This is a genomic window from Streptomyces sp. Ac-502, from assembly GCF_045222935.1.
In the GTDB taxonomy this organism is placed as follows: Bacteria; Actinomycetota; Actinomycetes; order Streptomycetales; family Streptomycetaceae; genus Streptomyces; species Streptomyces monomycini.
Map to the genome: position 1 here is coordinate 1 of NZ_JBHFFO010000012.1, position 23,941 is coordinate 23,941.

Consider the following 23,941-nt stretch of genomic DNA (forward strand, 5'->3'; position numbering starts at 1 on the left):
AGATCGACGTCCTGGAGATCCGCGACCCCTCCCCCGTCCTCGGGGAGTCCGAGGAAGCCCGGCGGGGCCGGCGCCTGGCGCTGCTGCAGACCGCGCTCCTGGAGCACGCCGCCGCGCACAACCTCCGCACCGTCATGACCTTCCACCAGAAGGTCGAAGAGGCCCAGGCCTTCGCGGACAAGCTCCCGAAGACCGCAGCCGAGCTGTACGTCAACGACGCCACCGATGAGGACCTGGCCGCCGCCGACAAGCTCCCCGCGTCCTCCATCGACGCGGCCTTCTACGAGCTGGAGGCCGGCCGCCACGTACCCCCGGACCGCGTGTGGGCGGCGTGGCTGTGCGGCGACCACACCGTCGCCGAACGGCGCGAGAAGATCCTCCAGTTCGCCAACGGCATCGACGCGGCCGGCCGCCGGGTCCACCGCGCCTTCCTCGCCTCCGTACGCGTACTCGGTGAAGGCGTCGACATCACCGGCGAGCGCGGCGTGGAGGCCGTCTGCTTCGCCGACACCCGCGGCTCGCAGGTGGAGATCGTGCAGAACATCGGCCGCGCGCTCCGGCTCAACAAGGACGGCTCCACCAAGGTCGCCAGGATCATCGTGCCGGTCTTCCTGGAGCCCGACGAGGACCCGACGGACATGGTCGCCAGCGCCAGCTTCCGCCCGCTCGTAGCGGTCCTCCAGGGCCTGCGCTCCCACGACGAGCGCATGGTCGAACAGCTCGCCTCCCGTGCCCTCACCAGCGGCAAGCGCAAGGTCCACCTCCAGCGCGACGAGGACGGGCGGATCGTCGGGGCCGGCGGCGAGAGCGACGGCGACGACCAGGAGCAGGATGACACCGACGCCGCTGCCGAGTCCGCGCTGCTGCACTTCTCCAGCCCGCGCGACACCGCGACCATCGCCGCTTTCCTGCGGACCCGGGTCTACCGGCCCGAGGCCCTCGTGTGGCTGACGGGCTACCAGGCCCTCATCCGCTGGCGGAAGGAGAACCAGATCACCGGCATCTACGCCGTGCCCTACGACGTTGAGGTCGAGGTCGGGGTCACGAAGGATTTTCCCCTCGGGCGGTGGGTGCACCAGCAGCGCAAGGCCCTGCGGGCCGGGGAGCTGGAGGAGCGGCGTAAGACGCTGCTGGACGCGCCGGAGGCCGGGATGGTCTGGGAGCCGGGCGAAGAGGCGTGGGAGGCCAAGCTGGCCGCCCTGCGGTCCTACCGGCGGGCGACCGGACACCTTGCTCCACGTCAGGACGCGGTGTGGGGCGAGGGCGAAACGATGGTGCCCGTAGGACAGCACATGGCCAACCTCCGGCGGAAGGGCGGCCTCGGCAAAGACCCGAAGCGGGCCGCTGACCGCGCGGAGCAGCTGACGGCGATCGACCCGGACTGGGACTGCCCCTGGCCGCTGAGCTGGCAGCGGCACTACCGGGTACTCGCCGACCTGGTCGACGCCGACGGCCACCTGCCCTACATCGCGCCGGGCGTCGTCTACGACGGCGACGACATCGGCATTTGGAGGTGGCGCCAGCAGGAGCCAGGCACCTGGGCACAGCTCCTGCCCGAACAGCGCGAGCGGCTGACCAAGCTGGGCGTGCGGGGCGCCACCCTCCCCCTGGCTGCCGCTGCCCCGACAGAGCTTGCTCCGGCGCCGGCCGACACGGCCAAGGGGCCGAGGAAGGCAGGGGGCAAGGCTGAGGCGGCGTTCCAGCGGGGCCTGACGGCCCTGACGCAGTGGGTGGAACGGGAAGGGCAGCGGCCCGTCCCGCGTGGCGCCGTCGTGGAGATCACGGTCGAAGACCAGGCGGAACCGGTCCCGGTGAAGCTGGGCGTGTGGCTCTCCAACACCAAGAGCCGACGGGACAAGCTCACCCCGGAGCAGCGCGCCGCCCTACGGGAGCTGGGCATCGACTGGGCTCTGTAAGACACATGTATAACGCTTCCTGAGTCTGGCGTGCAGGCCCGTCTGCCTGTAAAGATGCCCCTTCGTGATGGCGCGGACACTGGTGTGAGGAGCACGATGGTCGCACCCTTGGCGGTACGCAGGGCAAGCCGCTGGCAGGATGCCATCCGGCTGCTGCTGCTGATCGACGCGGCCGCCAAGCCGCCAGCCGAGGACGATGACGTACCAGCGGCAACTGTGGGCGTGGTCCGCACACAGGTCCGCCTACAGAAGTTGGATTTTTGGGTCCGCTACCCGGACTACCTGGCCTTCGAGCTGATGAACGAGTACGAGGCGGCTCCCGATGAGAGGGGGCTGCTCACCCTCGCTTCGGACATCCTGAGCTCCGAAGAGCCCGATCTGAGGCGCTTCCTCATGCTGCGCCATAAATTCGGCGCTTTCGAGGAACTGGATGACGCGCTTGCCCCACTCGTGGAGCGCGGTCTGATCCGCAAGACGCAAGTCCTTGGCAGGAGCGGTCAGAAGCGCGTCGTCGAGCACGTCTACTTCCTCCTCGAACGAGGCCGTGAGGTGACCCGGTCGCTAGTGCATGACGCCCCCGCGCTGGAGTGGTACATCCAGCGCACCCACCTGGTCGTGGCGCTGGTCGATGGGCTCGGCGGTACGCAGATCAAGAACCGGCAGTATCTGTTGAGCGACTACGCCGACACTCCGTGGAGGCAGTACATCTCTCCCATCACCGAGCAAGCCCGCGCCCGGCTGCGTCACCTGGAGGCTGCCGCCTCGATGCCGGTGTCCGATGTCGACCAGGAGGCCTCGTGACCGTGTCACCCGAGACAACCACTGCGGCGACCCCCGAGGTGCCGCGGGCCAGCGACATTCTGCAGAGTGTCGCCATGAAGCTGGGGGTGACTCCGGAGCAGGTGGAGCGGTCACTCGCGGAGGCCAACATCACCCTGAAGAGTCCGGCAGCGGCCGACCGCCGACTGCGGATGCTGCGCCTTCGGGTCCAAGGGGTGAAGCACTCGGGCGAGCCTTTCCGCGTGGAGCAGGACTTCTCGTCTGGCGTGTGGGCCGTCGTCCACCCTGACAACAGTGCGGGGAAGACGAGCATGCTGGAGTTCATGGTTTGGCCGCTTCGTGGAGAGCCTCGCGATCTGCCTTTGGACGTTCGCTCCTGGGTGCGGCATCTGAGCATGGACATCGCGGTAGCCGGACGCCCTATCCGGATCGTCCTGGATGTCGATCCCGACGCCCATCCCGCGCTGAGCGGGCGGATCCTCACCGCCGACACTCTGGAGCAGCTCCTGGCTGCCGACGACGGCGGGGACGGCCTGCGCCTGCTGGAGCAGGCTTCCGGAGCCGACGAGGTGGAGCGCAGCATCGGCGCCTTCTTCCTCGACTCGCTGAGGATGGGCCACACGAGCCTGTGGCAGGCGGGCGGAGGCGCCGACGGCGAAGGCGCCCCTCAGGTCCACGGGTGGGCCTCGTACTTCGGAGCGTGTTACCTCAACCCGGGGGGCGACGAGATCCTTCTCGGGGATGTCAACGCTGTAGGCCTATCCGCCCGACTCATGGAGCTCTTCGTCGACATCCCCTACAGCACCGTGCTCACTCAGCTGTCGGTCGCGGACAAGCGCGAGCGCAAGACCCTCGCTCAAGGAAAGCGCCGTGCGGAAGGAGACGCCGACGCCCGCAGGGCCGAGCGCACCGCGTGGCAGGAGCAACTGGAGCAGCTCTCCCAGCAGATCGCCGAACTTCGGGACGTGGCGAGCCGGGACGTGTCTCCCTTGCTCCAGGTCGCCGACCAGGCGGCAGCAAGCCTTCGGGACACGCAGAGTGTGCTCCATGAGGCCGAACAGAGCCTGACCGAGACGAACACGGCGCGGGTGCGCGCCGACCAGGCGCTGCTGGACGCCCGTGAGACCTGGCAGGCGCGGCGGGTGCTCGGCCGGCTCGATCCCGTGTGCTGTCCGCGATGCGAGGAGCCTCTCGATCGTGACCGCCGCCAACAGGAGCGCGAGGACGCCTCCTGCGCTGTGTGCACCCGGCCGCTGCCCGAGGTCGACGAAGAAACCGCCGAGCTGCTGCTGCAGGGCTTGGAGCAGCAGCTCGAGAGCGCGCGGGAGGCGGAGGACGCGGCGAGTCAGCAGCGCGACGCCGCAGCGGCCGCAGTGAACGCCGCGCTCACCGAGCAGCAGACGGCCGCGGCCGCGCTGCAGACAGCGCTGGCCACGTCGCAGAACCACGAGCGCCTTCGCCAGCTGGAACTTCAGGCGGCCGGCTTGAAAGGACGTCTCGCCGCCACCGGCTCCGGACGGGAAGAGCCGCCCGTTCCCGTGTCCGCCCAGATCCTGGAGGCCGTGACCGAGGCCGTACGAGAGGCCGTCGATGCAGCCGCCAAGCGGCTCTTCCCGGCGATGAATACCCAGATCGTCGAGCTGGCGACCCGGTTCGGAGTGCAGAACCTCGACAGCGTGCGGCTCGACCGCTCCGGTCGGGTCAACGCCGTCAAGGCCGGGGTAAAGACCTCATTCAAACGCCTCAGCCGCGGTGACCGGCTGCGCATGCGGATCGCCACGGTCATCGCGCTGCTCCGTGTCGGGGCGGACCGCGGCGTGACGGCGCACCCCGGTCTGCTGCTGATTGACTCCGTCGCCGCCGAGGAGGTCACCGAAGTACCGGCCCGGACCCTGATCGCGGAGCTGCAGGCCATCACCAAGGACCTACCGGACCTCCAGGTCGTGCTGACCACCGCCCAGCCCGAGCTTGTCAGCGATCTGCCTGCCGACCACCTCATCACTCGCAACAGTGAACACCTGTTCTAAGCTGCTCGCTTCCGGCACAGCCCAGCAGAAAGGAGAGGACAGTGTCTCCGAGCGTGGACCAGGCCCTCCAGGAATGGGCCAGCCGGGCGAGCGATGAAGAACTGGACGCCGGACCCCGGCTAGAGGACCTCGGCGGTGCAGACACGGTCGCGGCTGAGGCGGACTCGCTGGCTGCCGGCCCTCAGCTGCCGTACCTTCTCACCGCGCTGGCCCACGGCCTTGACACCATCCCGGCCGAGCAGGCTGCTCCGCTGCTCGCGGCTGCAGCTCGCGGCCTGCGCCATCCTCACTCGGCGTGGGTCCTCGCCGACGCGCTCGACGTCGTGTGCACCAAGCCGGGACTGGCCGCCCGCCTGGGCAACCGGATCGTACGAGATCTGGCCACGCTCGCAGAGGGCGCGCTGACCGGCGACTGTGACGCCGCCCTCGCCCAGCCGGCGATCACTGGCCTGCTGCGCCTGGCGGTAGCGGGAGGTTCCCCACACCGTCTGCTCGCCCTCCTCACCGAGATCACCGGCAGGGAGCCTGCCGACGCCCTGGAACGTCTGCCGATCCTGATCGGCATCACCCGCGACCACTTCGCCGACACCGGCCCCCTCCTCGACGTCCTCGGAATTCTGGAGAACCAGCCCGACCTGACTGCGGCGACCCGAGCCGACGCGAGCTTCGAACTTGCCCTGGCCGACGAGCGAACCGCGCTGGAGGCCGCCGACCGCGCCACCGCCGAGGAACAGCTGCGGCGAGCCCTGATGCGGTTCACCGAGCTCGACCGCACCCACGAGAGACGCCTCGACGCCCGCGCCCACGCCGCCGCCATCCAGGCCGTCCTCGCCTTCGCCGACCTCGAAAACGACCCGACGGGCGACAACAGCGCCCGGCAACGGCTCGCCGACGCCGCCTGCCAGTTGGACGCCACAGCCGCACACCTCACTGCCTGGACCGGCCGCATGCACCAGCTCGACTGGCTCAGCGCCCGCAGCCTGACCCAAAGCGCTTGGTCGAAGCTCGTCACCACACTCAACACCGCACAGGCACACCTGGACCAGCCCAGCTGGTACAACCCCGCCGACGCCCTGCACGACCTCCTGCAGGTCTACCTGACCAGCCGCAGCATCCAGTCCGCCACCCATGGCTCCCTGGGGCTTACGGCGCTGATCAGCCCGGCAGTAGAGGCGCCGTTCGTGCGCAGCCAAGGCCTGCTGCACCAGCTGGAGCTGGCTCTCACCCACGACCCTCAGTTCACCGACCACCCGGACGCCCAGACCCTGTATGACGCTGTGCGCCAGCGACGCAAGCAGTCGGCTGGTGAGCCGCCACGACCGGAGGCGGTGCCGGGAAAAGCGTTGGAAGGCCGACCCGCACTTGCCGCCCTCTTCCGTTCTGACGCCACCGGCCTACGCGAGGACGTCGACCCTCACCAGCTCGACCGGCTCGAGCAACTCGCCCACCTACTCACCAAGGGCTACACCCCCACCGGCAACGCCCGCGTGGACACCCACTTGGAAAACCTGCTCGACATCCTGACAACCAGCCCAGCTTGGAAGCCAGCCGATAGCCACTACTTCACCCCCTGCTGGAGCACTTCCTGCGCTTCCTCTACGACCGGTTCGATGCCCAGGCCAACCTCTACGGTGAGCGCACCGCCTACCTCGGGCCGGCACGCAAGAACACCGACGGCACCGCTGAGGCTTGGAACGAGAAGCACCTCCAAGACGACTTCCATCAACACATCAGCCCCCTGTTTCCCCCTGGCACCGTGACGCGGGAGAAGTGGGACGTCGCTGGCGGACGGGCAGACGTCATCTACACGCCCGACCCCGCTAGCCGCTTCGTCGCCGAGATCAAGTGGCGCACCACGCGGTGGAAGACCCAGGACGTGGTTGAGCGGGACTACCTCGCTCAGGCCGCCAATTACACCGCCACCGGCCCGCCCTTCGCCCTGCTCCTCGTCGGCGATGCCAGCGACCACTCAGCCGGATACCGCGACATCGAAGACAGCATATGGATCATCCGGCATGCCCGGAGCGCCACGGAGATCCCCCGGCTGATCGTGACCGGTGTCCTTCCGACCACACGACCTACCCCGAGCGCTCTACGCGTAGGGCGCACGGCCGGGCCAGCAGGCCGGTGAAGCTCTTCGGCAGCGGCTCCTGCTGGGCCACCGGGCGGGATCGGGCAGCCGCGTCCGGTGATGACAACCCTGCCTAGCCGGGGTGACCTGCGGAACGCCATGGAACACGCCGACCTCGACGACCCAGTCTTCAGCCAGCACATCGTCGAGCGCTGACGCTACGTCAACGACTCAGCTTGTCGTTTATCGTCCAGGGTCGAACGTGACTCGCCCAGGGTGGAGACGAACTTGGCGTACATCGCCTTCACATACGCCTCGGTGACGTCGTCGCCGGTCTCGATGGCCTTGGTCCGGGCGCCGGCGAGCAGGACGCGCAGGGCGTCCAGGAAGTTCTCCGTGGCGCCGGAGGTCCAGGATTCGTGGATGACCGGCGGGGCGTCCAGAAGGCCGTACTTGGGCCCGGCCAGGCGCAGCAGCAGGCGCAGGGTGGATTCGGTGACCCACAGCGGGCCCGGTTCGTCGCGGTCGCCGAGGGGGTTGGGCAGGTCGCGGTGGTTCCAGGCGGGTGGGGTGATCAGGTGGACGCCGGCGCGTTTGCGGTCGTGGAGGCCGTCGGTGGAGTGCTCCAGCTTGCCGATCGGCAGCCACGTCTTCATCGCCGAGAGGTAGGCGGCGTTCACGTCCAGGGCGGTGACGTGGAGGGTGCCGTCGGGGTGGCGGCGAAAGTCGGGGTGACGCCAGTTCGGGCGGGCCTCCCAGATCAGGTCCGGGTCGCCCTTCTTCGGCTTGTGCAGGACCTCCGGCAGCGCCGGGTAGGCGGTGTAGTCGTAGCGGGCGTTGGCGCGGGTTTCGTCGAACAGGGCCATCACGTCGGGGATGGCGCGCTTGATCAGCGCGGCGGTCGCGGCGTCGGCATCGCCTTCGGTCTTGTCGAGTTCGGTGCGCACCGCGCGGACGATGAGCTGCTCGGTGTCCGCCTGGGCGCGGGCGGCGGAGCGGGCGCGGCGCTGGGACTGGTGACGCTGCGCGTTCTGCGCCGCCAGCGCGGCCGGACTCGTCCCCTCCGCCGGTTCCGGGGCCGGTGCAGGCTCGGAGGCCGCGGAGGTGGTCGGCGTCGGAGCGGCGGCAGTCGGTGCGGCGACCGGTGACGCCGGGGCGGCGGCGGGGGTCGGGCAGAAGCCGCCCGGGTGCAGGGAACGGCCGTCGGTCGCCTTGTAGGGGTGGGGGCGCCGCAGCGCAGACACGGCGCCATCTCGCCCTGCACCACCAGGCCGTCGGGGCCGAAGGCGCTGTGCGCCTCGGCGAACACCGGCGCCTGCGTGGCGGGGGCGGCGGCGTGCGGAGACGCGGGCTGGGGGTGAGGGGCGGCCGCCGAGATGGCGGCGGGCTCAGCGGTGTCAGCCAGTTGGGTGGCCATGCCGTCCAGGAGCTTGGCGTAGGCGGCGCGGGTGGTTCCCTGGGGTTCGCTGCGGCCGCTCTCCCATCCGGCCACCGTCGAGCGGGCGACCGAGAGGGCTTGGGCGACCTCGGTGCGCGTCAGCCCGTAGGCGGTGCGCAGACGTTCCCGTTCGGCGGGTTCGGGCAGTTCGGTGCGGCGCGGTCCGGACTGCAGGAGGGCGTCGATGGGGTCGGGCTGGGGCGGCATGGCGTCGGATTTCCCTTTCGGCTCGTCAGGCCTGGTCCGTCGGGGAGAGGGGGTGCGGGGCGGCGTCGAGGAAGGCGCGCAGGTGCTGGCCGGTGAGGATACGGGCCGGGTTGCGTCCCGGTGGCAGCGGCAGGCGCTGGCCCAGGGCCCATTGGAAGCGGGCGGCCGGGGCGAGGTCGAAGGTGTATTTGCCGCCGTGCGTCTCATCCGCGGTGTGGCCGCGGATTTCGAAGGCGCCGACGCAGACCCCGCCGTCGACGAAGGCCAGCAGGAAATCGCCGTGCTGGGCGACGGTCTGGTGTGCGTAGCGCCACCAGCGGGAAGCGCCCTGCTCGACGCTCTGGCCGGCGCGCAGTGACTGTCGGACGTCCACGGCGAGCATGTCGCCCCCTAACTGGGATTTAAAAAGCGAACAAAGCTATCGTAGCGCAGTTCAGCGCTTTTTATCGATGCTTAAAGTTGGTCCGGGATCCGGCGTCAGCCTCGTCCGTCCCGTGCACCGCGCGTCTGGGGCGGCAGCGGTCTGCCTGCCGCGGGCGGGTGCAGGGCCTGCATCGCCTCGAGGGTGTCGAGGACGCGGTGGTCGCAGTGCTGCAGCAAGTGTTCAAGGTCTGCGGACAGCTCGGCGTGGTGCACGAGCACCACGTCCACCCGGGGCGTACGGTGCATGGATCAGCGCCTCCCAGCCGCCGGTCATCAGGTGGGCCCGCAGGACGGTCAGCTGACCGCCGGGCCATTCCCGCGCCGCGTGATACGCGGCATCGGACAGCGCTGCTGCCGCCGTCCGGCGAGCAGGCCAGCGCCCGGGCGGAACGGACTCCAGGGCCGCGAGAAGGTCGTGCCGCACCAGGCGCTTCCCGCCGGGCACGGTCGGATGGACCACAACGCGCCCCACCGCGGGATCATGGGAGCACAACGCCGTCCGAGTGAAACGCACATCGTCGGTGCGGTCCACCACCACCGTGACCGGAGGCCGCCCCGGTGTCCGCAATGCATCCCGGGACAGCGGCCGGTGACCCCGGACACTGCACAGCAGCACCTCGACTTCCGTCTCCCCCAGCATGTTGATCGTGCTCACGGCCTGTCCTCTGCACCTCGTGAGCTGCCTCGTCCTGCACAGGTGCTGTGTGAGCGGCAGGCGCTGTGGCACAGATGCGGGTGCCCGGCCAGGGCTGGGCAAATGTGGGGCGCGCTCTCGTTGCGACCCACGAGCGTGACGGGTGACGGGGATATGACGAAAGGTGCGCCCGTCATGCGAAGCGGCTGAAGGCCCAGCGCAGCAGTTCCCGGTCGACGCGGGGGCGGCCGGTGCGGGCCAGGGCAGTGCGAATGTGGGCGGTCAGCTGGGCCCGGGCGCGGAAGTTGCCGTGTGCGGCGTGGCTGTCGGCGAAGGTGATGTCGTCCGGGTCGGCGTCGGCCCAGATCGGGTGGAACAGCGGGATGACGTCGAGGACCTCGCTGGGGGTGAGGCGGGTGAAGTGCTGCCAGATGAAGATGCGGGAGGAGAGCATCGGTTCGCGGCGCAGCACGGTGTGGCAGCCCTCGCCGCCGACGAAGATGATCGCGAGCTGGGTGGAGGGTTCGTCCCACAGGTAGCGGAAGTATTCGAATGCCTCGCCGTTGAGCCACTGGGCCTCGTCGACGAGGAAGGTGCGGGGGCGTTCGGCCAGGGCGGTCTTCAGCAGGCGGTCGAATTCGCTGGGGTGGCGCGGTGGCTCGCCGGCCAGGTCGAGCGCGGTGAACAGTTCGTAGCGCACCGCTCGGGCGGTGGGCCGGGCCCGGAAGGTGATCTTGCGGACGTCCTCGCCGGGTTCGAGTTCGCGCAGGCAGGTGTTGACAGCGAGGGTCTTGCCGAAGCCGGCGCCGCCGTGGGTGCACATCATCGCGCGGGCGGCGACGGTGTCAGTGATGTTCTCGCGGGCGGTGAGCAGGGCGCGGGTGGTGACCACGGAGGCGTCGGGCAGGTCGACGTACTGGTAGGTGGCCGCGGTCACGAGGAGTCTCCGTCTTCGTCGATGGTGGAAGGTGCGCCCCGCCCGCCCGGGCCGTCCGGGGCGAAAGCGCCGTCACGGCCGGACGGGCGGGTCTGGTGTGGTCAGCGCGGCCAGGGAAGCCGGGGTGCGCCAGTCGGCCGGGGGCGCGGCGTGCGGGATGAGGTCCGGCATCGCGAGCTGCGCGAGGTCGGAGTCGGCACTCTGGGCGAGTTCAGCCTCGGCCTGCGCGCCGGTCAGCGCGCCGAGCCGCTGAGGTGCCTCGGGCTGGTTCACGGCGGCGTAGCGCTCGCGCTGGGAAGCCTCCAGGTCCTTCTTCAGGCGGCGTGCGCGAGCGGACCGCGCCCTTCGTACGGCGCTGATCTGTTCGTCGGTGGCCTGGTCGGCCAGGTCCGCGGGGCCCAGGTAGCGGCCGGTGGCGGCGTGGTAGACCTCGATGCGGTGGTCGTGGTGGGGCATGAAGCGGATACGGACCCGGATCCCGGCCTGGCCGGTCATCCACGGCCCCACGTAGTCGCGTTTCCTGAAGCGGATGCCGCGGGTGGTCAGCGTGCGGACGCCGGCGTCCTCCAGGGTGAACGTCCACAGATCCGCGGCCGGCACGTCCCGCAGCGGGGTGGGATCGTCCTGCCACGCCTGAAGCGGAGTCCTGCCCCGCAACGGCGCCGGGCGGTGCTCGGTGTTCCACCAGAGCGTCCAGGCCAGAAGCTGGGTGGTGAAGTCCTCGAATCCCAGCAGCACTTCGTTCTTCGGCCGGGCAGCCCGTTTGCCGGGGCGCGGCTGGCGGGCGTAGCCGGGCAGCGCGGCCAGGAACATGCTCTCCACCGCCCGGTTCAGGCCCTCCACGGTGCCCTTGAGGTGAGGGGTGTAGGCGGGCAGGTCCTCCACGGTGACGTCCAGGAGGTCGAACGCGGCGGTCACCGTCCGGGACAGGAAGTCCTTGCCGCGGCCCACCCGCGCCTTCTCAGGCACGCCGCCGAACGGGCCGTAGGGTTCCTCACGCAGGACCGCGGAGCGCAGCGCGGCCAGCACCGACTCTCGCGACGGATCCCCCGGCGTCACCGCGATGCCGGTGATCGCGTTGGTGGCGCAGTCGGTGAACCAGGTGATCCACGGCCTGCGGGCCTTGCCGTCGACAACGACCAGCACCGGGGCCTGCATGTGGTCGGTCTCCCACACCTGGTTGCGCCAGCCCCGCGGCCTGGCCAGGAACACATCGTGCTTGCGCGCCGCCCGCTCGCCACCGGCGAGCCCGGCCCGCTCCCCCGGCGTCAGATCACGGCGGATCGCCCGGTGCAGCGTCGTCAGCGACGGTGCGTTGGCAGGCGGAGACTGCCTGGCAGCACGCAGGACCAGTTCGCGGTGGACCGCCCGCACGTTCCCCTTCCACAGCGCCAACAGTCCACGGACCTCGGGCGTGACCGTGAACCTCGCATCGATCTGGGAGCGTGCACCGGGGTTGGCGGCCGCGGTCTCATCGCTCTGAGCGGTGGCCAGCCAGCGCCACACCGTGCGCTCCGCGACTCCCAGCGCGTCCGCGGCCACCCGTACATGGACTGCTGTCAGCTTCTTCCCTGCCCGCAGCGCAAGCAGCCGCCGCACGGCCGGACCGCGCAGCGCCGTCCTCGACGCCGCAGGCAGTCCGCCGTCTGGGCGGATGGCGTCGCCGTCCTTCATGTCAGCTCCCCTCACGCGGGTGCGACGTCGCGTGCTTGCCGGTGGCCGGGAGCATGCGATCGCCCTTGCGTCTCTTGCAGGAGCGCTCCGTTCACAGTGGCGGCACGACCCGCTTGAACAGCCGCCTCAGCAAGGCCCGGTCGACGGATGCATCAGCGGTGGTGAGCAGCGCGTTCTGCAGGTGCACAGTCAAAGCGGCCCACGTGCGGAACGTGCCGTGCGCGCACGACCGGTCGATCCACATCAGGTCCGGGGCCGGTACGGTGCGCCACAGCGGATGGAAGCCGGTCACCACGGTCGCCGCTTCCGCTCGTGGAACCTCCTGCCAAGCGCCGATACGCGAGGCCAGCTGCGGCAGCCGGGACAGCGCCGCTCGCTGCCCGCCCCGTACAGCACCAGCGTGATCCGGGTGCCGGGGTGGTCCCACAGGCTCTGCAGGTACTCCAAACACGGCACGGGCAGGCGCTGTGCCTCATCGACCAACAGCACCCGCGCCTCACTCAAGGCCCCCGTGACTGCGGCGTCGCCCAGCGCCGACGTGTGCGGGAAGCGGCCCGCCAGTGCCAGCGCTTCGAACACCGCACGTCTCATGCCGGCCACCGACGGACGTACCGGTACTGGCACCCACGTCACCTCCCAGCCCGGGGGCACTTCGCGAAGCGCCATCCGCACGGCGACGGTCTTGCCCCGGCCCGGGTCACCGAACACACACCGCGCCCGCCGTCGCCATCGCCTGCCCGACCGCCTCGGTCACCGCCCGCACCGACGACGTCCGCACCAGCTGCGCACCCGCCGGCAACGCCACACCCTCCAGCGCACCGTTCTCCCCCACCGGCAAGCTCCCGGTCGCCTCTGGTACAAGACGCGGCAACCGGCGCGCAGCCACTTTCGCCGCACCTTTCTCACTCGATCCGGCCAGGGCCAGGTCAGCCAGTGCCTGCCGCGTTTGCTGTTCTTCGCGCTCCCGCCGCGCCACCGCGCGGTCCGGCAGGACCCTGCCGGACCGAAGGTCCCGGCGCACCGCCCGGTGCAACGACGCCAGGGAAGGCACCTCGCCCCCGGCCGCCTTCAGATGCCGGTGCAGCGCCGCAACATTCCCGCCCGCCTGAGCCAGCACCTCCCACATCTGGTCAGACAACTCCAGCCGGACCCGCGGCCTGCGCTCCACGCGGCCCTCCGTCCGCGCCGCATCCAGCCAGCGCCACACCGTGCGCACATTCACCCCGCCGACCTGCGCGCCCGCACACACATGCGCCGTCGTCAACGTCCCAGCCGCCTCCAGCTCCAGCAGCCGCGCCACCAGCACCGGCCTGGACACCCGAAGCCCCGCCGTGACCTCACCCCACACGCCCGGCTCCCCCACCCCGGCCCCTTCCGCCCGCGCAAAACCGACACGGACCACCGTGCCGCCGCGCAGCCCTCGAAAGGTTCAGAAGTGCCGTTCTCAAGACAGCGGAGCGGAGCGGGGTGTACCGCCCCATGACAGCCGCGCCCCCGCATACACCGCCCCACGGCAGCGACCCCGCCCTTGCTCAGCATCCCACCAGCGAAAACACCAAGTTCTGACATGCCGTCACTGACACCCACCCACCGACACCAAACCAGCACATCGCACCCAGCTCGGCCGACTCGGTTCACCCGCGTGCCTTCCTCAGCAGCCGCTGGGCCGTACGCGTCGTCATCGGGTACCCGGCTTCAGTCAGCTGCCGGGCGACTTCAGGCCCGGTCACCACCGGGTTGGTCCGCAGGCACTTGGCCACCAGGACGTCCCGCTCACCGGCCGGCCGGGCAGGTCGCTGTGCCGCAACTGGTCTCGGAGCGGTATCGGAGGGCTTCGATGGGGTATGCGACTGCGCGGGCACGTCGGCCCTCGGGGCCGGCGCGGTGTTCGGGGACTCTGAAGCGAGCAGGGACCGTTTCAGCGGCGTCCGCAATCGCACGTACCTGTTGGCGACCGTCAGCGGCGGCACTCCTGAGACAGTGGCCTCCTCGATGGCGTCCCAGACGAACATGTCCAACTCCCGCAGCAGGGCCCACGCCCTCTCGGGCTCTTCCCCGCACACCGTCTCCGGCTTCTTCGAACCCGCCACACCGGCGGACAAAGCATCACTCATACCCAGACAACGATCACCCGCAGCCCGGGACATCCCACCAAGAGCCGGGCGGGCCGCTGTTGGCGCCACCGGCGTTTTCGGCGACGAAAACCGAAAGCCGGATACCGAAAAGGGGATATGACCGCCAGGGCCGACTGGACTCAGCCTTTGAGTAGGCAGCCGAGTCCTCGTCCTCTTCCAACTCGTTAAGCAGACGTGAACAACGAGAAGGCGGAGTCATCGGCGCCCTCGGTGCTGGCGCTGGCCGAAGAAGTACTCCTGGAGGAGTTTCAACGACAGGTGGTGACAGACCCGCAGTCGGCGCTGGAGACGGTGGATCGGCTCGTGATGGGCATGCATTCGGCATCGTGCGGGGTTACCGACACGGCGCGAGAGTCCGGCGCCAGCTGGCACGAGGTCGGGCGCGCACACGCCGCGCTGGAGGGCGCGGGCATTCTCCTGCGGCAGGCGGCAGCGCTGTTCCTGGCCCTGCCCGCCGCCGATCGTGCCGCTGAACGCGAGATGCTCGCTCAAGCCCTCGGTGAGCAGCCGTACGAAGACGATGACGAGGCTCGCGGCTCCGAGGGCACAGGCAGAGTGCAGGCTGTCGAGGACAATTGGTCGGCGGCCGTGGAGCGGTTTCGGCGTAACGTCCGGGCCCCGCTGCCGCCCTGCCGGTAGGTGGCTTCTTTCCACAGCGCCGACGCGGTCGTTCGCCTTCGACAACGTGATGCCCGGAAGAAAGCCGGGTGGGCCGGAGGGATTGCACCTCCGACCCACCCGTCAGCCTCAGTCCAGGTCGGTGGTGCCGGAGGCGGCGCGGGGCCGGTTACGGGCCCACTTTTTGAGGTCGCCGACGCGGTAGAGGAGTTCGGTGCCGCGCTTGCCGGCCGAGGCCGGGAAGGTGGGGTCGTGGGCGCGGGCGTGGCGCAGGGCGGCGAGGGTGATGTCCGGCAGGTGGTGCTCGTGGGCCGCGCGCAGCCCCACCACCGCCTGGTCGCCATCGCCCGCGGCTGCCTTCTCCGGGGGCGTTGCCGCCTGGGTGGTGTCGGCCTCGTCGGGGCCAGCAGCCGGGGCTGGTGATGTGAGGCTCCAGGCGTCGGCCAGGTCGTCGCGGTCGGCGGCCGGGGCTGGCCCGGCGGCGGGTGCGGGTGGGAGGGCCGCGGTGTCGTCCCCGGCTTCGGTGAGGGAGTCGGCGGGCTGTGCGGCAGGCGCGGACGGTTTGGCCAGCGGCACCGGCCCCGGTTGCGCGGGCACGACCGCGCCCTTCTCGGTGGCGGCTGGTCCGGTGGTGGCCCACTGGCGGGCTTCGGCGTCGGTGAAGAACAGCACCTGCGTCTCGCGCGCGGTGCCGCCGATGACGACCTGGGCGCATGGCGAACTGCTCGCGCACCTCCGGGCCGCCGAGGGCGCGGGCGGTGGCGGACTGGGCGACCAAGAGCACATGCAGACGGGTCTGGCGGCCCATGAAGAGCACCTCATTGAGCGCGTCGACGGCCGGAGAGGTCTTCGGCTCACCGGGCCGGCGGGTCTTGTCCCAGTAGCGGGCCAGCTGCCGCATGGTGGCGTTGACCTCTTCGAGCAGGAGCAGCAGCCGCGGGCCGATGGCGTGCGGGTCGGCGTCGATGCCGAGCTGTTCGGCGAGGCGGATGCGGCGTCGGCCTTCGGCGCCGAGCTGGATGAGGGCGTCGTGGATGTCGGCGATGTCGGCGCAGTAGGTGGCTCCGTCGATGCCGCGCGCCCACGGGTGGGAGATCCGCTTGTAGTCGAGGACGAACACGCGTGCGCCGTGGTGGAGCATCTGGCAGGCGATGCCGCGCATGGTCACCGACTTGCCGCCGCCGGGTGAGGCGTTGATGAGGATGTGCGGGGATTCGGCGTCCAGGTCGACGGCGACGGTCCGGCCACTGGCACCGATCCCGATGAGGGGCGCGGATTCCGGGGCCTTGGCTACCAGCTCTCGCATCTTCGGGTCCTTGAACAGGGCCCGGGCCGGGGGCTTGCGGGTCATTTTCACCAGCACGTACGGTGCGGCCCCGGCCGGGTGCCAGGCGAAGGTGACGCCTTCCAGGGCGAGTTTCTGGGTGATGAGGTCGGCGACGACGTCGCGGGAGAAGGCCAGGCTGGTGGGCAGGGCGATGCGTATCTGCGCGTCGTCATCGGAGAAGTTCTTCGGGATGTGCAGGTAGCGGCGCGGATCACTCTGCTCTGCGATGCCCAGCGGCCGGTGGAGGGCTTCGTGCAAGGGGACGATCCATTCGCGCATCAGCTCCCGCCGCTCCCGGCCCAGAACCCCGTACGCCAGGCCGCCCGCGACCGCGACCCCGGCCGCGCCGATACCGCTGGTCTCCAGCACCTGCAGGACGCCCTGCGGCTCCTCCCACAGCGCGCGGGCGGTCTCGAAGGTGGTGTCCGGGTGGCGGCCGGCCAGGTAGCCGGTCTCGGTGACCGCACCCAGGACGGTCAGCCGCACCGCCAGGCGCTGCCACCCGGCCTGGTAGGAGGCACGGCGCACCCGGCCCTCGACCTTCGGCAGCACCCGGCGGCCCGTACGGAAGAACGTCGCATCCGTGCGGCGGATGCCGTCCAGGTCCCGGCCGGTCAGGAACCGGCCGATGCCGAACGCCAGCGTTTCGGCGGTCTCCTCCACCTGCTTGTCGAACTTGCTCTGCGTCATGCGTGATGCCTTTCGCCGTGCCTTCCGGCATCTCACCCCCGGAAGCGGACAGCGAACGTAAACCAGCTCACCTGTGGACAGAGTTACGCAAATGCCGCCGCCTCTGTGGACAGTCTGACGGCAACGGACACCACCTCGCAGCAAGGCCCGGACCTCTCGGCCCGGGCCTTCTCCATGAACGTCACCGGCCGCTGCTGTCCGCCCGCCACCGAGGCCCGCTCAAGCAGTGGCCGGAGGTGCGGGCCGAGGACGAGACACAAGCGTCGGCGCCACTGCACTCTTCCGCCCACACGTAAACGATCAATGCCCTGGAGGTACACGTGACCGGCCGTCAGGACGAGCCCGGGGCAACACCGACGCCGACTCCACCTACCGTGGAAGCACCGACCGGAGCCGGGGCCCGACAGCCCGCCTCCGAGACGCGTTCTGGCAGCACGCCCAGACGCCAGCCGACCGCGCGGCGAACCCCCGCGGACGCGACAGCCCAGCTGTTCGCCGCCCACCACCGCCCGTCGCTCGCGCCGAGGAGTGCACCCATGTCCCAGTCCGAACCCACCCCTGCCCAGTCCCAGCCGCCCTGCCCCCGCATACCTCGCCACCGCCGGATCGCCGCCCGGCTACGCGCCCGCACCTGGCAGGGCGTACGCCTCTTCAGCAAGCACTTCTTCGGCACGCTGGGAACCCTCGCCGCCGTCGCGCTCTTCGTCGCCGTCATCTGCGTGCTGTCCGACACCCCCTTCCTCGAAGTGCTCGACAAGGTCAGCGCATTCGCAGGAAGCCTCGGCATCCGGGATCTTCTCCGCCGCCGGTGACCTGACGACGGCGTTGCCGGCCCGACCGCACACCCGGCGGGCCAGCAACGCGAGCACTACCCGCTCGCCGTGCCCCAGCCGCCGAGGAAGTCGGCCAGGGCGCGGCGCTGGGCTTCCTCGCGGGCGATCTGCTCGGCGAGCACCTGGCGGTCGATGTAGGGGGCGACGGCGGCGAGGACCAGGCGTTGCAGCTCGTGCGGTTCGAGGGCCTCGACCTCCCACTGCACCGGGCGCGCGGGATCGAGGTCGTAGCGGCGGGCGAAGGACGGCCAGCGCGGGTCGCCGCGCTTGCCCTCAGTCGCCGGCAGTCCGTACGCGCGCACCTGCTCATACGTGAGCAGCACGCGGGTGACCCGGCCAAAGCACCCGGTGCGCTGGACCCAGTCGCGTTCGATGTCCATGCCCGAGGCGTCCAGGTCCCCGAGGTAAGCCAGATGCGCTGCGCGGGGGTCAAGGGCGGTGCGGCGGCGGACGACATCGGCGTAGGACTGGGAGCCGAAGCCGCGCACCACCAGGACGGGAATGCCGTACTCGGCGAGCCAGCCGGTCAACTGCTGTCGGAGAGTATCTTTCTCCGCCGCGACGTACAGGGCATGCTGCTGGCCCGCAGTGCGATCCAGACGGAACCACTCCGGCATCTTGCGTACGAACGTGTCCGCGTCCGGCCAGCTTTCCGGTACGTGGACGTCGCGGACGGTGTCGATCAGGTCGGGGAAGCGGCCCTCGCGGCGGGTCTGCGCCAGCCGCGCGGACAGCCGCCGGTACATCGGCGCCGTGTGCGGCAGCACCCCCGTGGAGACCAGGCGGTACATCACTTGCCGCAACGTCACCTTCAACGGCGCGTACCCATCCACGATCTGTCGTGCCCGGTCCACGACGGCCGGCCACCGCACTCGCTGCCCCGTCATGCGGTACATGTACCGCGCCACACCGCTCAGCGCCATGGTGCGTCGGGCGGGGCCGCGCCGCAGCCGCTGCGTGCCTCCCGCGGCAGTCCGGTTCTTAGGGGACGTCGCCGTCCCAGTCCCACCGGCCGGTATCTCCCGGCCGGGGCTCGTACAGCGCCCGGCCGCCGGCGCCGAACTGTCCGAGCTCCGTCATCAGCGCGGCGCCCGTGGTGATCTCCTCCGTTGTCCAGCCGGTGATGTCGAGCAGCAGTCCGTCCAGCGGCCCGCCCACCAGCTCCGCGTACGTCCGGCCCGGCCGCGGGCCTGGGTGCGGATCGTCGAAGTCCGTGGCGTAGACCCGGCCGCGCAGCAGCTCCTCATCCCTGTCCCTGTCCATAGCAGCCAGGCTCCCAGCACCCACCGACCACCTGGGCGGCCTTCACCCCGGTCAGCGAACGACGGTGGACCGGCCCGTCTCCAGGTCCAGGGTTGGTACGGGTTGGCGCTGATCGTGCTGGCACACGGCGTCGCGTCCGCGGTCGCGGGCCCACTGCCAGCTCAGGCGTTCGCCGCGGTCGGCCGGCTCCGGCAGCAGGGCCATGAGCTGATCGCCCCACACGGACAAGGCCTGCGCCGCGGCCTCGGGTGTCACGCACGCCGCACCGCGGTAGGTGTCGGTGTCGACGTCGGTGACCACACCCGGCAGCAGGCGCAGCACCTCCCGGGCGTCGGTGAGCGCGGCGACGGCGTCGTTGACGAGGGCTTCGTGGTGGGCTTCCTGCTGGTGGCGGGCGCCGTGGACGGCGGCGAGGTCGTCGTGCTGGTCGCCGCGTGTCGTACCGGTCTGCCCGCAGCCTGGCCGTTCGCAGGTCCAGCGGGACCAGGCGCCCCGCCCCTCCACCGTGTAGCCCCTGCTGTAGGTCACGCACAGCTCCTCTCGTGAGATTGAGGGAGTCAGTACATCAGCAGGCGCCTGACCGTACGACGGGTTCACTGGGATCGGGCAGGAGGGCTCTGCCGGGTAGTTCGCCGACGGCCCACTGGGTGAGGCGCTCCTCGCGACGCGGAGCACAGATCCAGTCGATAATCCAGCAGCCATCACCTTGCAGCCGGTCGGCCGCCCGCCCTACGGCGCCGGGGCGGCCGACCCAGTCAGCGGCTGAACATCTGCGGGTAGCGGGTACGCCGGCGGCGGTGGCCGTCGACGGCTAGTTCGTTCACGGCTCGCCGCGCTTCAGGCACGGCAGCATGGTGGCCAGCACCGCGATGGTGATGCCCTCGACGTCACGGGCGAGGGCCTGAAGGTGGCGCTGGACATTCGGGCAGACCAGCCAACAGCGGGTACCGGCCGTGGTCCTGCATGCCCAGGGCCTGGCGGCCCGGCGAGGCCTCGATGAACCGGGCGGTGGTGTCCGAGTGGAGATCACCGCGGTAGGTGTCGCCCGCTGGGGCCGCAGAGGTGGATTAGGCAACCGGCTGCCGGGCCAGAGGTTACGGACAAGCTCAGGGGCACAGGTCCTGCACCGGCTGGTGCGGCAGGAGCCTGGACCAGTGATGGAGCGTGCTGAGGCGGCACACGCGTGTCGCGACGTATTCGGCGTCGGTGCTCCAGAGGTGGGTGGTGCCGGGGGCCGTGATGGTCGCCAGCGCGCGTCCGGTCGGGGAGAAGTGGATGCTGCTGCCGGCCTCGGCACCGGTGAGGGTGGCGCGCAGGCGGCGGGTGCGGGTGTCCCACAGTCGGATGGTGCCGTCGGTGGCCGTGGTGGCGAGGGTGGAGCTGTCGGGGCTGAAGGCCATCGCGCGCGTCAGGCCGTCGTTTGTGCTGAGCGTGGCCGTGACGCGGCGGGTGGCGGCATCCCATAGCCGCACACTGTTGCTGGTGTTGCCGACAGCCAGGGTGCGGCCGTCCGGGCTGAAGGACAGGATCCTGGTCGCATCTTTGGGACCGGGCAGAGGTGTGCGGGTCTGCTCGGAGCCGATGGTCCACAGCCGTGTGGTGCCGTCGGCGCTGACGGCGGCCAGAGCGCGGCCGTCAGGCCGCAGGGCCAGGCCAAGCACCGAGACGGGTGCGTGCAGGACCGCGGTGGGCTGCTGGACACCGGCGTCGACGTCCCATACCCGGATGGTGCCATCGTTGCCGGCGGCGGCCAGAGTGTGCCCGTCAGGCGTCATCGACAGCTGCCACGTGGTGGTGGCGGCCGTGGCCCGGGGCAGTGCCGCGAGGAGCTTGCCTGTCGCCAGGTTCTGCACGCGTATGACTCCATCATTGCCGACCGTGGCCAGCGTCCGGCCGTCTGCGCTGGCCACCCTCGCTTTGGCGGGCTGAGGGCGGCGCGGGGACGGCGGATCGGTACGTGGTGGAGTCGTGGACCAGCGGGTCACCAGGTTGTCGTGATCGACGGTCAGAAAGAAGTGGCGGTCCGCGAAGGACGTGTCGGCAGTGGTGGTGCCGGTGCGCCCGGTCAGCGTGACGGGGCGGCGCCTCGCCACGTCCCACAGGAGGGCAGTGGAGCCTTTGCCCGTGGACGCAAGGCTGTGGCCGTCGGGCGAGAACGCGAGGGCGTAGACGGGTTGTGCCACGGTCAGCGTGGCCAGCACGGTGCGTGCTCGCGGGCGCCACAACCGTACGGTGCCGTCAAGGCTCGCACTGGCCAGCGTGCGGCCGTCCGGTGAGAACGCCACCTCCTGTATCTCGTCGCTGTGGCCGGTCAGCGTCGCGAACAGGCGGCGGGAACGTACGTCCCACAGCTTGATCCTGTGGTCGGTGCTTCCCGTGGCAAGTGTGCGGCCGTTGGGAGCGAAGGCCACGGCGTTGACCGCGCCGGTGTCTCCGGCCAGCTCGGCCAAGGGTTTGTGGGTGGAGGTGTTCCACAGGCGGGTGGTGCGGCCCATGTCAGCGCTGGCCAAGGTGCGGCCGTCCGGCGAGTAGGCCAGCCGCATCACTGCGTCGGTGTGCCCGGTCAGAGCGGCGCGTTCCCGGTGAGTGCGCACGTTCCACAGGCGGACCGTGCGATCGCTGGCGGCGCTGGCCAGTTCCTGGCCGTCGGGCGAGAACGCGACGTCTTCGACCGTGTTCGTGTGGCCGGTCAGGGTCGCCAGGAGGCGGTGGGAGCGGGTGTCCCACAGCTTGACGCTGCGGTCGTTGCCGGCGCTTGCCAGGGTGTAGCCGTCCGGGGAGAACGCCACCGTGTTGACCAGGTCAGTGTGGCCGGTCAGGGTCGCCAGGAGGCGATGGGAGCGGGTGTCCCACAGCTTGACGCTGTGGTCGATGCTGGCCGTGACCAGGGTGCGGCCGTCGCGTGAGAAGGCCGTGCTGCTCACCGGCAGGCTGTGGCTGGTGAACTGGTTGGCGTAGAAGCGGGCGTAGGCGCTGAGCAGCCCGCCCCGCGCTTCTGCTGTGGGGGCCTGGCGGTACCCGTTCAGGGCGAGGAGCATGGCAGCCTCGGGGGATGAACCGCTCAGCCGTAGAGCTCGGTCGGCGAGTTGGCGCGAGGAGGCCAGCCGCTGTTGTGCGTCCGCCACTGACGACTTGCGTACGGCCACCGCTGTTGCGGCCACCGCGAGGACCAGCAGCACACTGACGGCTGCCGTGAACTGACGGCTGCGACGGGCGCGCCGCCGGGCGGCGCGGACGGACTGGTGCAGGAAGCTCCTTTCCAGCGCGGACAGTTCTGCCTGCTGTGCGGGAGTGTGAAAGGCGTCCTGGGCCTCTGCGAGCGCGGTGCCGCGCAGCAGCGCCCCGCTGTCGCGGCGGCGTTGGTGCCAGTTGCGGCTGGCATCGGTCAGGCGCCGGTGGTGCCGCAGGCGCTCGCGATTGTCCTCGATCCATTGGTGCAGCCGGGGCCATGCGGTGATCAGTGCTTCGTGCGCGAGGTCGACGGTGGTGTCGTCCAGGGTGACCAGCCGGGCACGAGCCAGTTGCTGCAGCACGGCGTCCGGGGCCGCGCCCGGGGCGGGTCCATCGCCCGGGGCCGCGCAGTGTGCAGTGGCGAGCTCGGTCCGGTCGATGGGGCGGCGGGTGTCCGGGGCGCCCTCTCCCGGGGTGATCAGGCGCAGCAGTATGTGCCGGGCGGCCTCCGCCTGGGGCGGTGTGAGCCGGGAGTAGAAGTCCTCGGCCGTCTGGGCGATGGCGCCGTGGATGCCGCCGGCGGCCTGGTAACCCTCCAGCGTCAGGGCGCGGCCGCGGCGCCTGCGCCAGGTCTCCAGCAGCGTGTGCGACAGCAGTGGCAGGCCGCCGGGCTCCTGCCCGGCCTCCTCGACGAGGCGGGCGGTCAGCGTCCGCTCCACGATCAGCCCTGCGGCGGCCGCGGGTTTGACGATCACCGCACGCAGTTCGTCTGGTGTCATCGGGCCGACGGGCAGACTCGCCTCCCGAATGACCGCGGCCAGGCCCTCGTGCTGCAGACAGCGGGCGTAGAAGTCCGCCCGCACTCCTGCCACCACCCGCAGCCTGCTGCCGGGGGCCCGGGCCGACAGCAGCAGGCCGATGAACTCCTGCCGCTCCCTCGGCTCCTGGCAGAGGGTGAAGACCTCTTCGAACTGGTCCACCACCAGCCAGGTGTCTCCCGATCCCGCGGCCGGGGTGAACAGTTTGCGGTGCTCGTGCACCGGCCGGGGACCGGGAGTGAGGATACGGATCGCTGCCGGGCGCCGCGCCGGGTCCGTTGTGTTTCGCAGGCGGGGGATGAGCCCGGCGCGTAAGAGCGAGGACTTCCCACTGCCCGAGGGGCCGACCACCAGGACGCACCGGTGTTCAGAGGTCAGGTCGGTGAGTTCGTCCGTGAGGTGGGTGCGGCCGAAGAACCGTGCGTGGTCGCCGGGTTCGAACCGGGCCAAACCACGGTAGGGCGGTTCCGCCGCCTCCTCGTCCGGGTCGCGGGGCAGGTGAGCCTCTTCATCGCGCACCTCCTGCCACCGCTGCTCCCATTCTTGCGGGTTTCCGCCGCACGCCTGCACATAGGCCAGCGTCAGCGACAGTGACGGCAGTGCCTCGCCCGCCGCCGCGCGGGACAGCGCGGCGGTCGAATATCCCGCCTTTTGGGCCATCGCTCGGTAGGTCGGACCGCCGGCCTCTTCCCGCAGCTTGCGCAATGCGAAGGCGAACCGCTGCACCGGCCCCGCACCCGGATCGATCGGCTTTTCACGTCGCCCCACTGCAGTCCAGCCTCCCCGTTCATCTGAGACCGTCCACCTCAGCACGGCCGCCACAGCGCCACAAGACGCCCGCGGGCCAACCCTGGTCCCCCAATCGGTTCGCCGTCGCGTTGTCTACCAGTACAAACAGGGGATGCGAGACAACCATCCGGCCGCTGAGATCACTAGGGCACGACCTGGACCGGCACTCCCCACGAGAGCGGCCCGGGTC

22 protein-coding genes and 1 pseudogene are annotated in these 23,941 nt (G+C 70.6%); 7 read left to right on the forward strand and 16 right to left on the reverse strand.

The window, feature by feature from the left end; all coding sequences use genetic code 11:
* The 5 genes from ACEXOX_RS46780 to ACEXOX_RS46800 form a co-directional block, all read left to right on the forward strand.
* The coding region (locus ACEXOX_RS46780; protein WP_406527065.1) for a Helicase associated domain protein at positions 1-1,916 on the forward strand (1,916 nt) is incomplete at its 5' end.
* Between the two features lie 96 nt (positions 1,917-2,012).
* Positions 2,013-2,717 (forward strand): hypothetical protein, encoded by a 705-nt coding sequence (locus tag ACEXOX_RS46785; RefSeq protein ID WP_406518327.1) that lies wholly within the window; start codon positions 2,013-2,015, stop codon positions 2,715-2,717.
* Positions 2,714-4,723 carry a hypothetical protein gene (locus ACEXOX_RS46790; protein ID WP_406518328.1) on the forward strand — a complete coding sequence of 670 codons (2,010 nt, stop codon included), beginning with the start codon at positions 2,714-2,716 and terminating at the stop codon, positions 4,721-4,723. Before ACEXOX_RS46785 ends, ACEXOX_RS46790 begins: the two co-directional genes overlap by 4 nt.
* A gap of 41 nt (positions 4,724-4,764) precedes the next feature.
* Positions 4,765-6,483, forward strand: coding sequence for a hypothetical protein (locus ACEXOX_RS46795; RefSeq protein WP_406518329.1), 1,719 nt, complete (start codon positions 4,765-4,767; stop codon positions 6,481-6,483).
* Positions 6,480-6,854 (forward strand): hypothetical protein, encoded by a 375-nt coding sequence (locus tag ACEXOX_RS46800; protein ID WP_406518330.1) that lies wholly within the window; start codon positions 6,480-6,482, stop codon positions 6,852-6,854. Before ACEXOX_RS46795 ends, ACEXOX_RS46800 begins: the two co-directional genes overlap by 4 nt.
* A gap of 158 nt (positions 6,855-7,012) precedes the next feature.
* Here the strand turns inward: ACEXOX_RS46800 and ACEXOX_RS46805 are convergent, their stop codons facing one another.
* The 10 genes and pseudogenes from ACEXOX_RS46805 to ACEXOX_RS46850 form a co-directional block, all read right to left on the reverse strand.
* A complete protein-coding gene (locus ACEXOX_RS46805; RefSeq protein ID WP_406527182.1) occupies positions 7,013-8,038 on the reverse strand; it encodes a hypothetical protein in 1,026 nt (341 codons plus the stop codon).
* A 236-nt stretch (positions 8,039-8,274) separates the two neighbouring features.
* A pseudogene (locus tag ACEXOX_RS46810) lies at positions 8,275-8,439 on the reverse strand (DNA-binding protein); the annotation flags it as partial.
* Between the two features lie 25 nt (positions 8,440-8,464).
* Positions 8,465-8,821, reverse strand: a complete 357-nt coding sequence (locus ACEXOX_RS46815) for a hypothetical protein (RefSeq protein ID WP_406518333.1) — start codon at positions 8,819-8,821, stop codon at positions 8,465-8,467.
* A 95-nt stretch (positions 8,822-8,916) separates the two neighbouring features.
* Entirely contained in the window at positions 8,917-9,108 is a 192-nt protein-coding gene (locus ACEXOX_RS46820; protein WP_406518335.1) for a hypothetical protein, read from the reverse strand.
* 581 nt (positions 9,109-9,689) lie between these two features.
* Entirely contained in the window at positions 9,690-10,433 is a 744-nt protein-coding gene (locus ACEXOX_RS46825) for an AAA family ATPase (RefSeq protein WP_406518336.1), read from the reverse strand.
* A 72-nt stretch (positions 10,434-10,505) separates the two neighbouring features.
* The gene (locus ACEXOX_RS46830) at positions 10,506-12,032 is read right to left on the reverse strand and encodes a Mu transposase C-terminal domain-containing protein (RefSeq protein ID WP_406526678.1); all 1,527 of its coding nucleotides are present in this window, start codon (positions 12,030-12,032) and stop codon (positions 10,506-10,508) included.
* A 166-nt stretch (positions 12,033-12,198) separates the two neighbouring features.
* Positions 12,199-12,402: a hypothetical protein gene (locus tag ACEXOX_RS46835; protein ID WP_406518337.1), complete on the reverse strand. Its 204-nt coding sequence runs from the start codon at positions 12,400-12,402 to the stop codon at positions 12,199-12,201.
* Positions 12,396-12,773: an ATP-binding protein gene (locus ACEXOX_RS46840; RefSeq protein WP_406518339.1), complete on the reverse strand. Its 378-nt coding sequence runs from the start codon at positions 12,771-12,773 to the stop codon at positions 12,396-12,398. The genes ACEXOX_RS46835 and ACEXOX_RS46840 overlap by 7 nt, the downstream gene beginning before the upstream one ends.
* A gap of 31 nt (positions 12,774-12,804) precedes the next feature.
* A complete protein-coding gene (locus ACEXOX_RS46845) occupies positions 12,805-13,455 on the reverse strand; it encodes a hypothetical protein (RefSeq protein ID WP_406518340.1) in 651 nt (216 codons plus the stop codon).
* A gap of 286 nt (positions 13,456-13,741) precedes the next feature.
* A complete protein-coding gene (locus tag ACEXOX_RS46850) occupies positions 13,742-14,221 on the reverse strand; it encodes a hypothetical protein (protein WP_406527066.1) in 480 nt (159 codons plus the stop codon).
* A 195-nt stretch (positions 14,222-14,416) separates the two neighbouring features.
* On the opposite strand from ACEXOX_RS46850, the gene ACEXOX_RS46855 reads away from it, so the two are divergent.
* Entirely contained in the window at positions 14,417-14,881 is a 465-nt protein-coding gene (locus ACEXOX_RS46855; RefSeq protein ID WP_406527067.1) for a hypothetical protein, read from the forward strand.
* A gap of 148 nt (positions 14,882-15,029) precedes the next feature.
* On the opposite strand, the gene ACEXOX_RS46860 is transcribed toward ACEXOX_RS46855, so the two are convergent.
* Positions 15,030-16,877, reverse strand: a complete 1,848-nt coding sequence (locus tag ACEXOX_RS46860; protein WP_406527068.1) for a pRL2-11 — start codon at positions 16,875-16,877, stop codon at positions 15,030-15,032.
* 536 nt (positions 16,878-17,413) lie between these two features.
* Between ACEXOX_RS46860 and ACEXOX_RS46865 the strand changes: the two genes are divergently transcribed.
* Positions 17,414-17,689, forward strand: a complete 276-nt coding sequence (locus ACEXOX_RS46865; protein WP_406527069.1) for a hypothetical protein — start codon at positions 17,414-17,416, stop codon at positions 17,687-17,689.
* A 56-nt stretch (positions 17,690-17,745) separates the two neighbouring features.
* Here the strand turns inward: ACEXOX_RS46865 and ACEXOX_RS46870 are convergent, their stop codons facing one another.
* The 5 genes from ACEXOX_RS46870 to ACEXOX_RS46890 form a co-directional block, all read right to left on the reverse strand.
* Positions 17,746-18,597 (reverse strand): hypothetical protein, encoded by an 852-nt coding sequence (locus ACEXOX_RS46870; RefSeq protein ID WP_406527070.1) that lies wholly within the window; start codon positions 18,595-18,597, stop codon positions 17,746-17,748.
* A gap of 94 nt (positions 18,598-18,691) precedes the next feature.
* The gene (locus ACEXOX_RS46875) at positions 18,692-18,973 is read right to left on the reverse strand and encodes a hypothetical protein (RefSeq protein WP_406527071.1); all 282 of its coding nucleotides are present in this window, start codon (positions 18,971-18,973) and stop codon (positions 18,692-18,694) included.
* A gap of 51 nt (positions 18,974-19,024) precedes the next feature.
* Positions 19,025-19,501, reverse strand: a complete 477-nt coding sequence (locus tag ACEXOX_RS46880) for a hypothetical protein (protein WP_406527072.1) — start codon at positions 19,499-19,501, stop codon at positions 19,025-19,027.
* Between the two features lie 292 nt (positions 19,502-19,793).
* Complete coding sequence (locus ACEXOX_RS46885; RefSeq protein WP_406527073.1) at positions 19,794-20,003, reverse strand: hypothetical protein; 210 nt, start codon at positions 20,001-20,003, stop codon at positions 19,794-19,796.
* Positions 20,004-20,079: 76 nt separating this feature from the next.
* The gene (locus ACEXOX_RS46890) at positions 20,080-23,730 is read right to left on the reverse strand and encodes a hypothetical protein (RefSeq protein WP_406527074.1); all 3,651 of its coding nucleotides are present in this window, start codon (positions 23,728-23,730) and stop codon (positions 20,080-20,082) included.
* Positions 23,731-23,941: the final 211 nt, after the last annotated feature.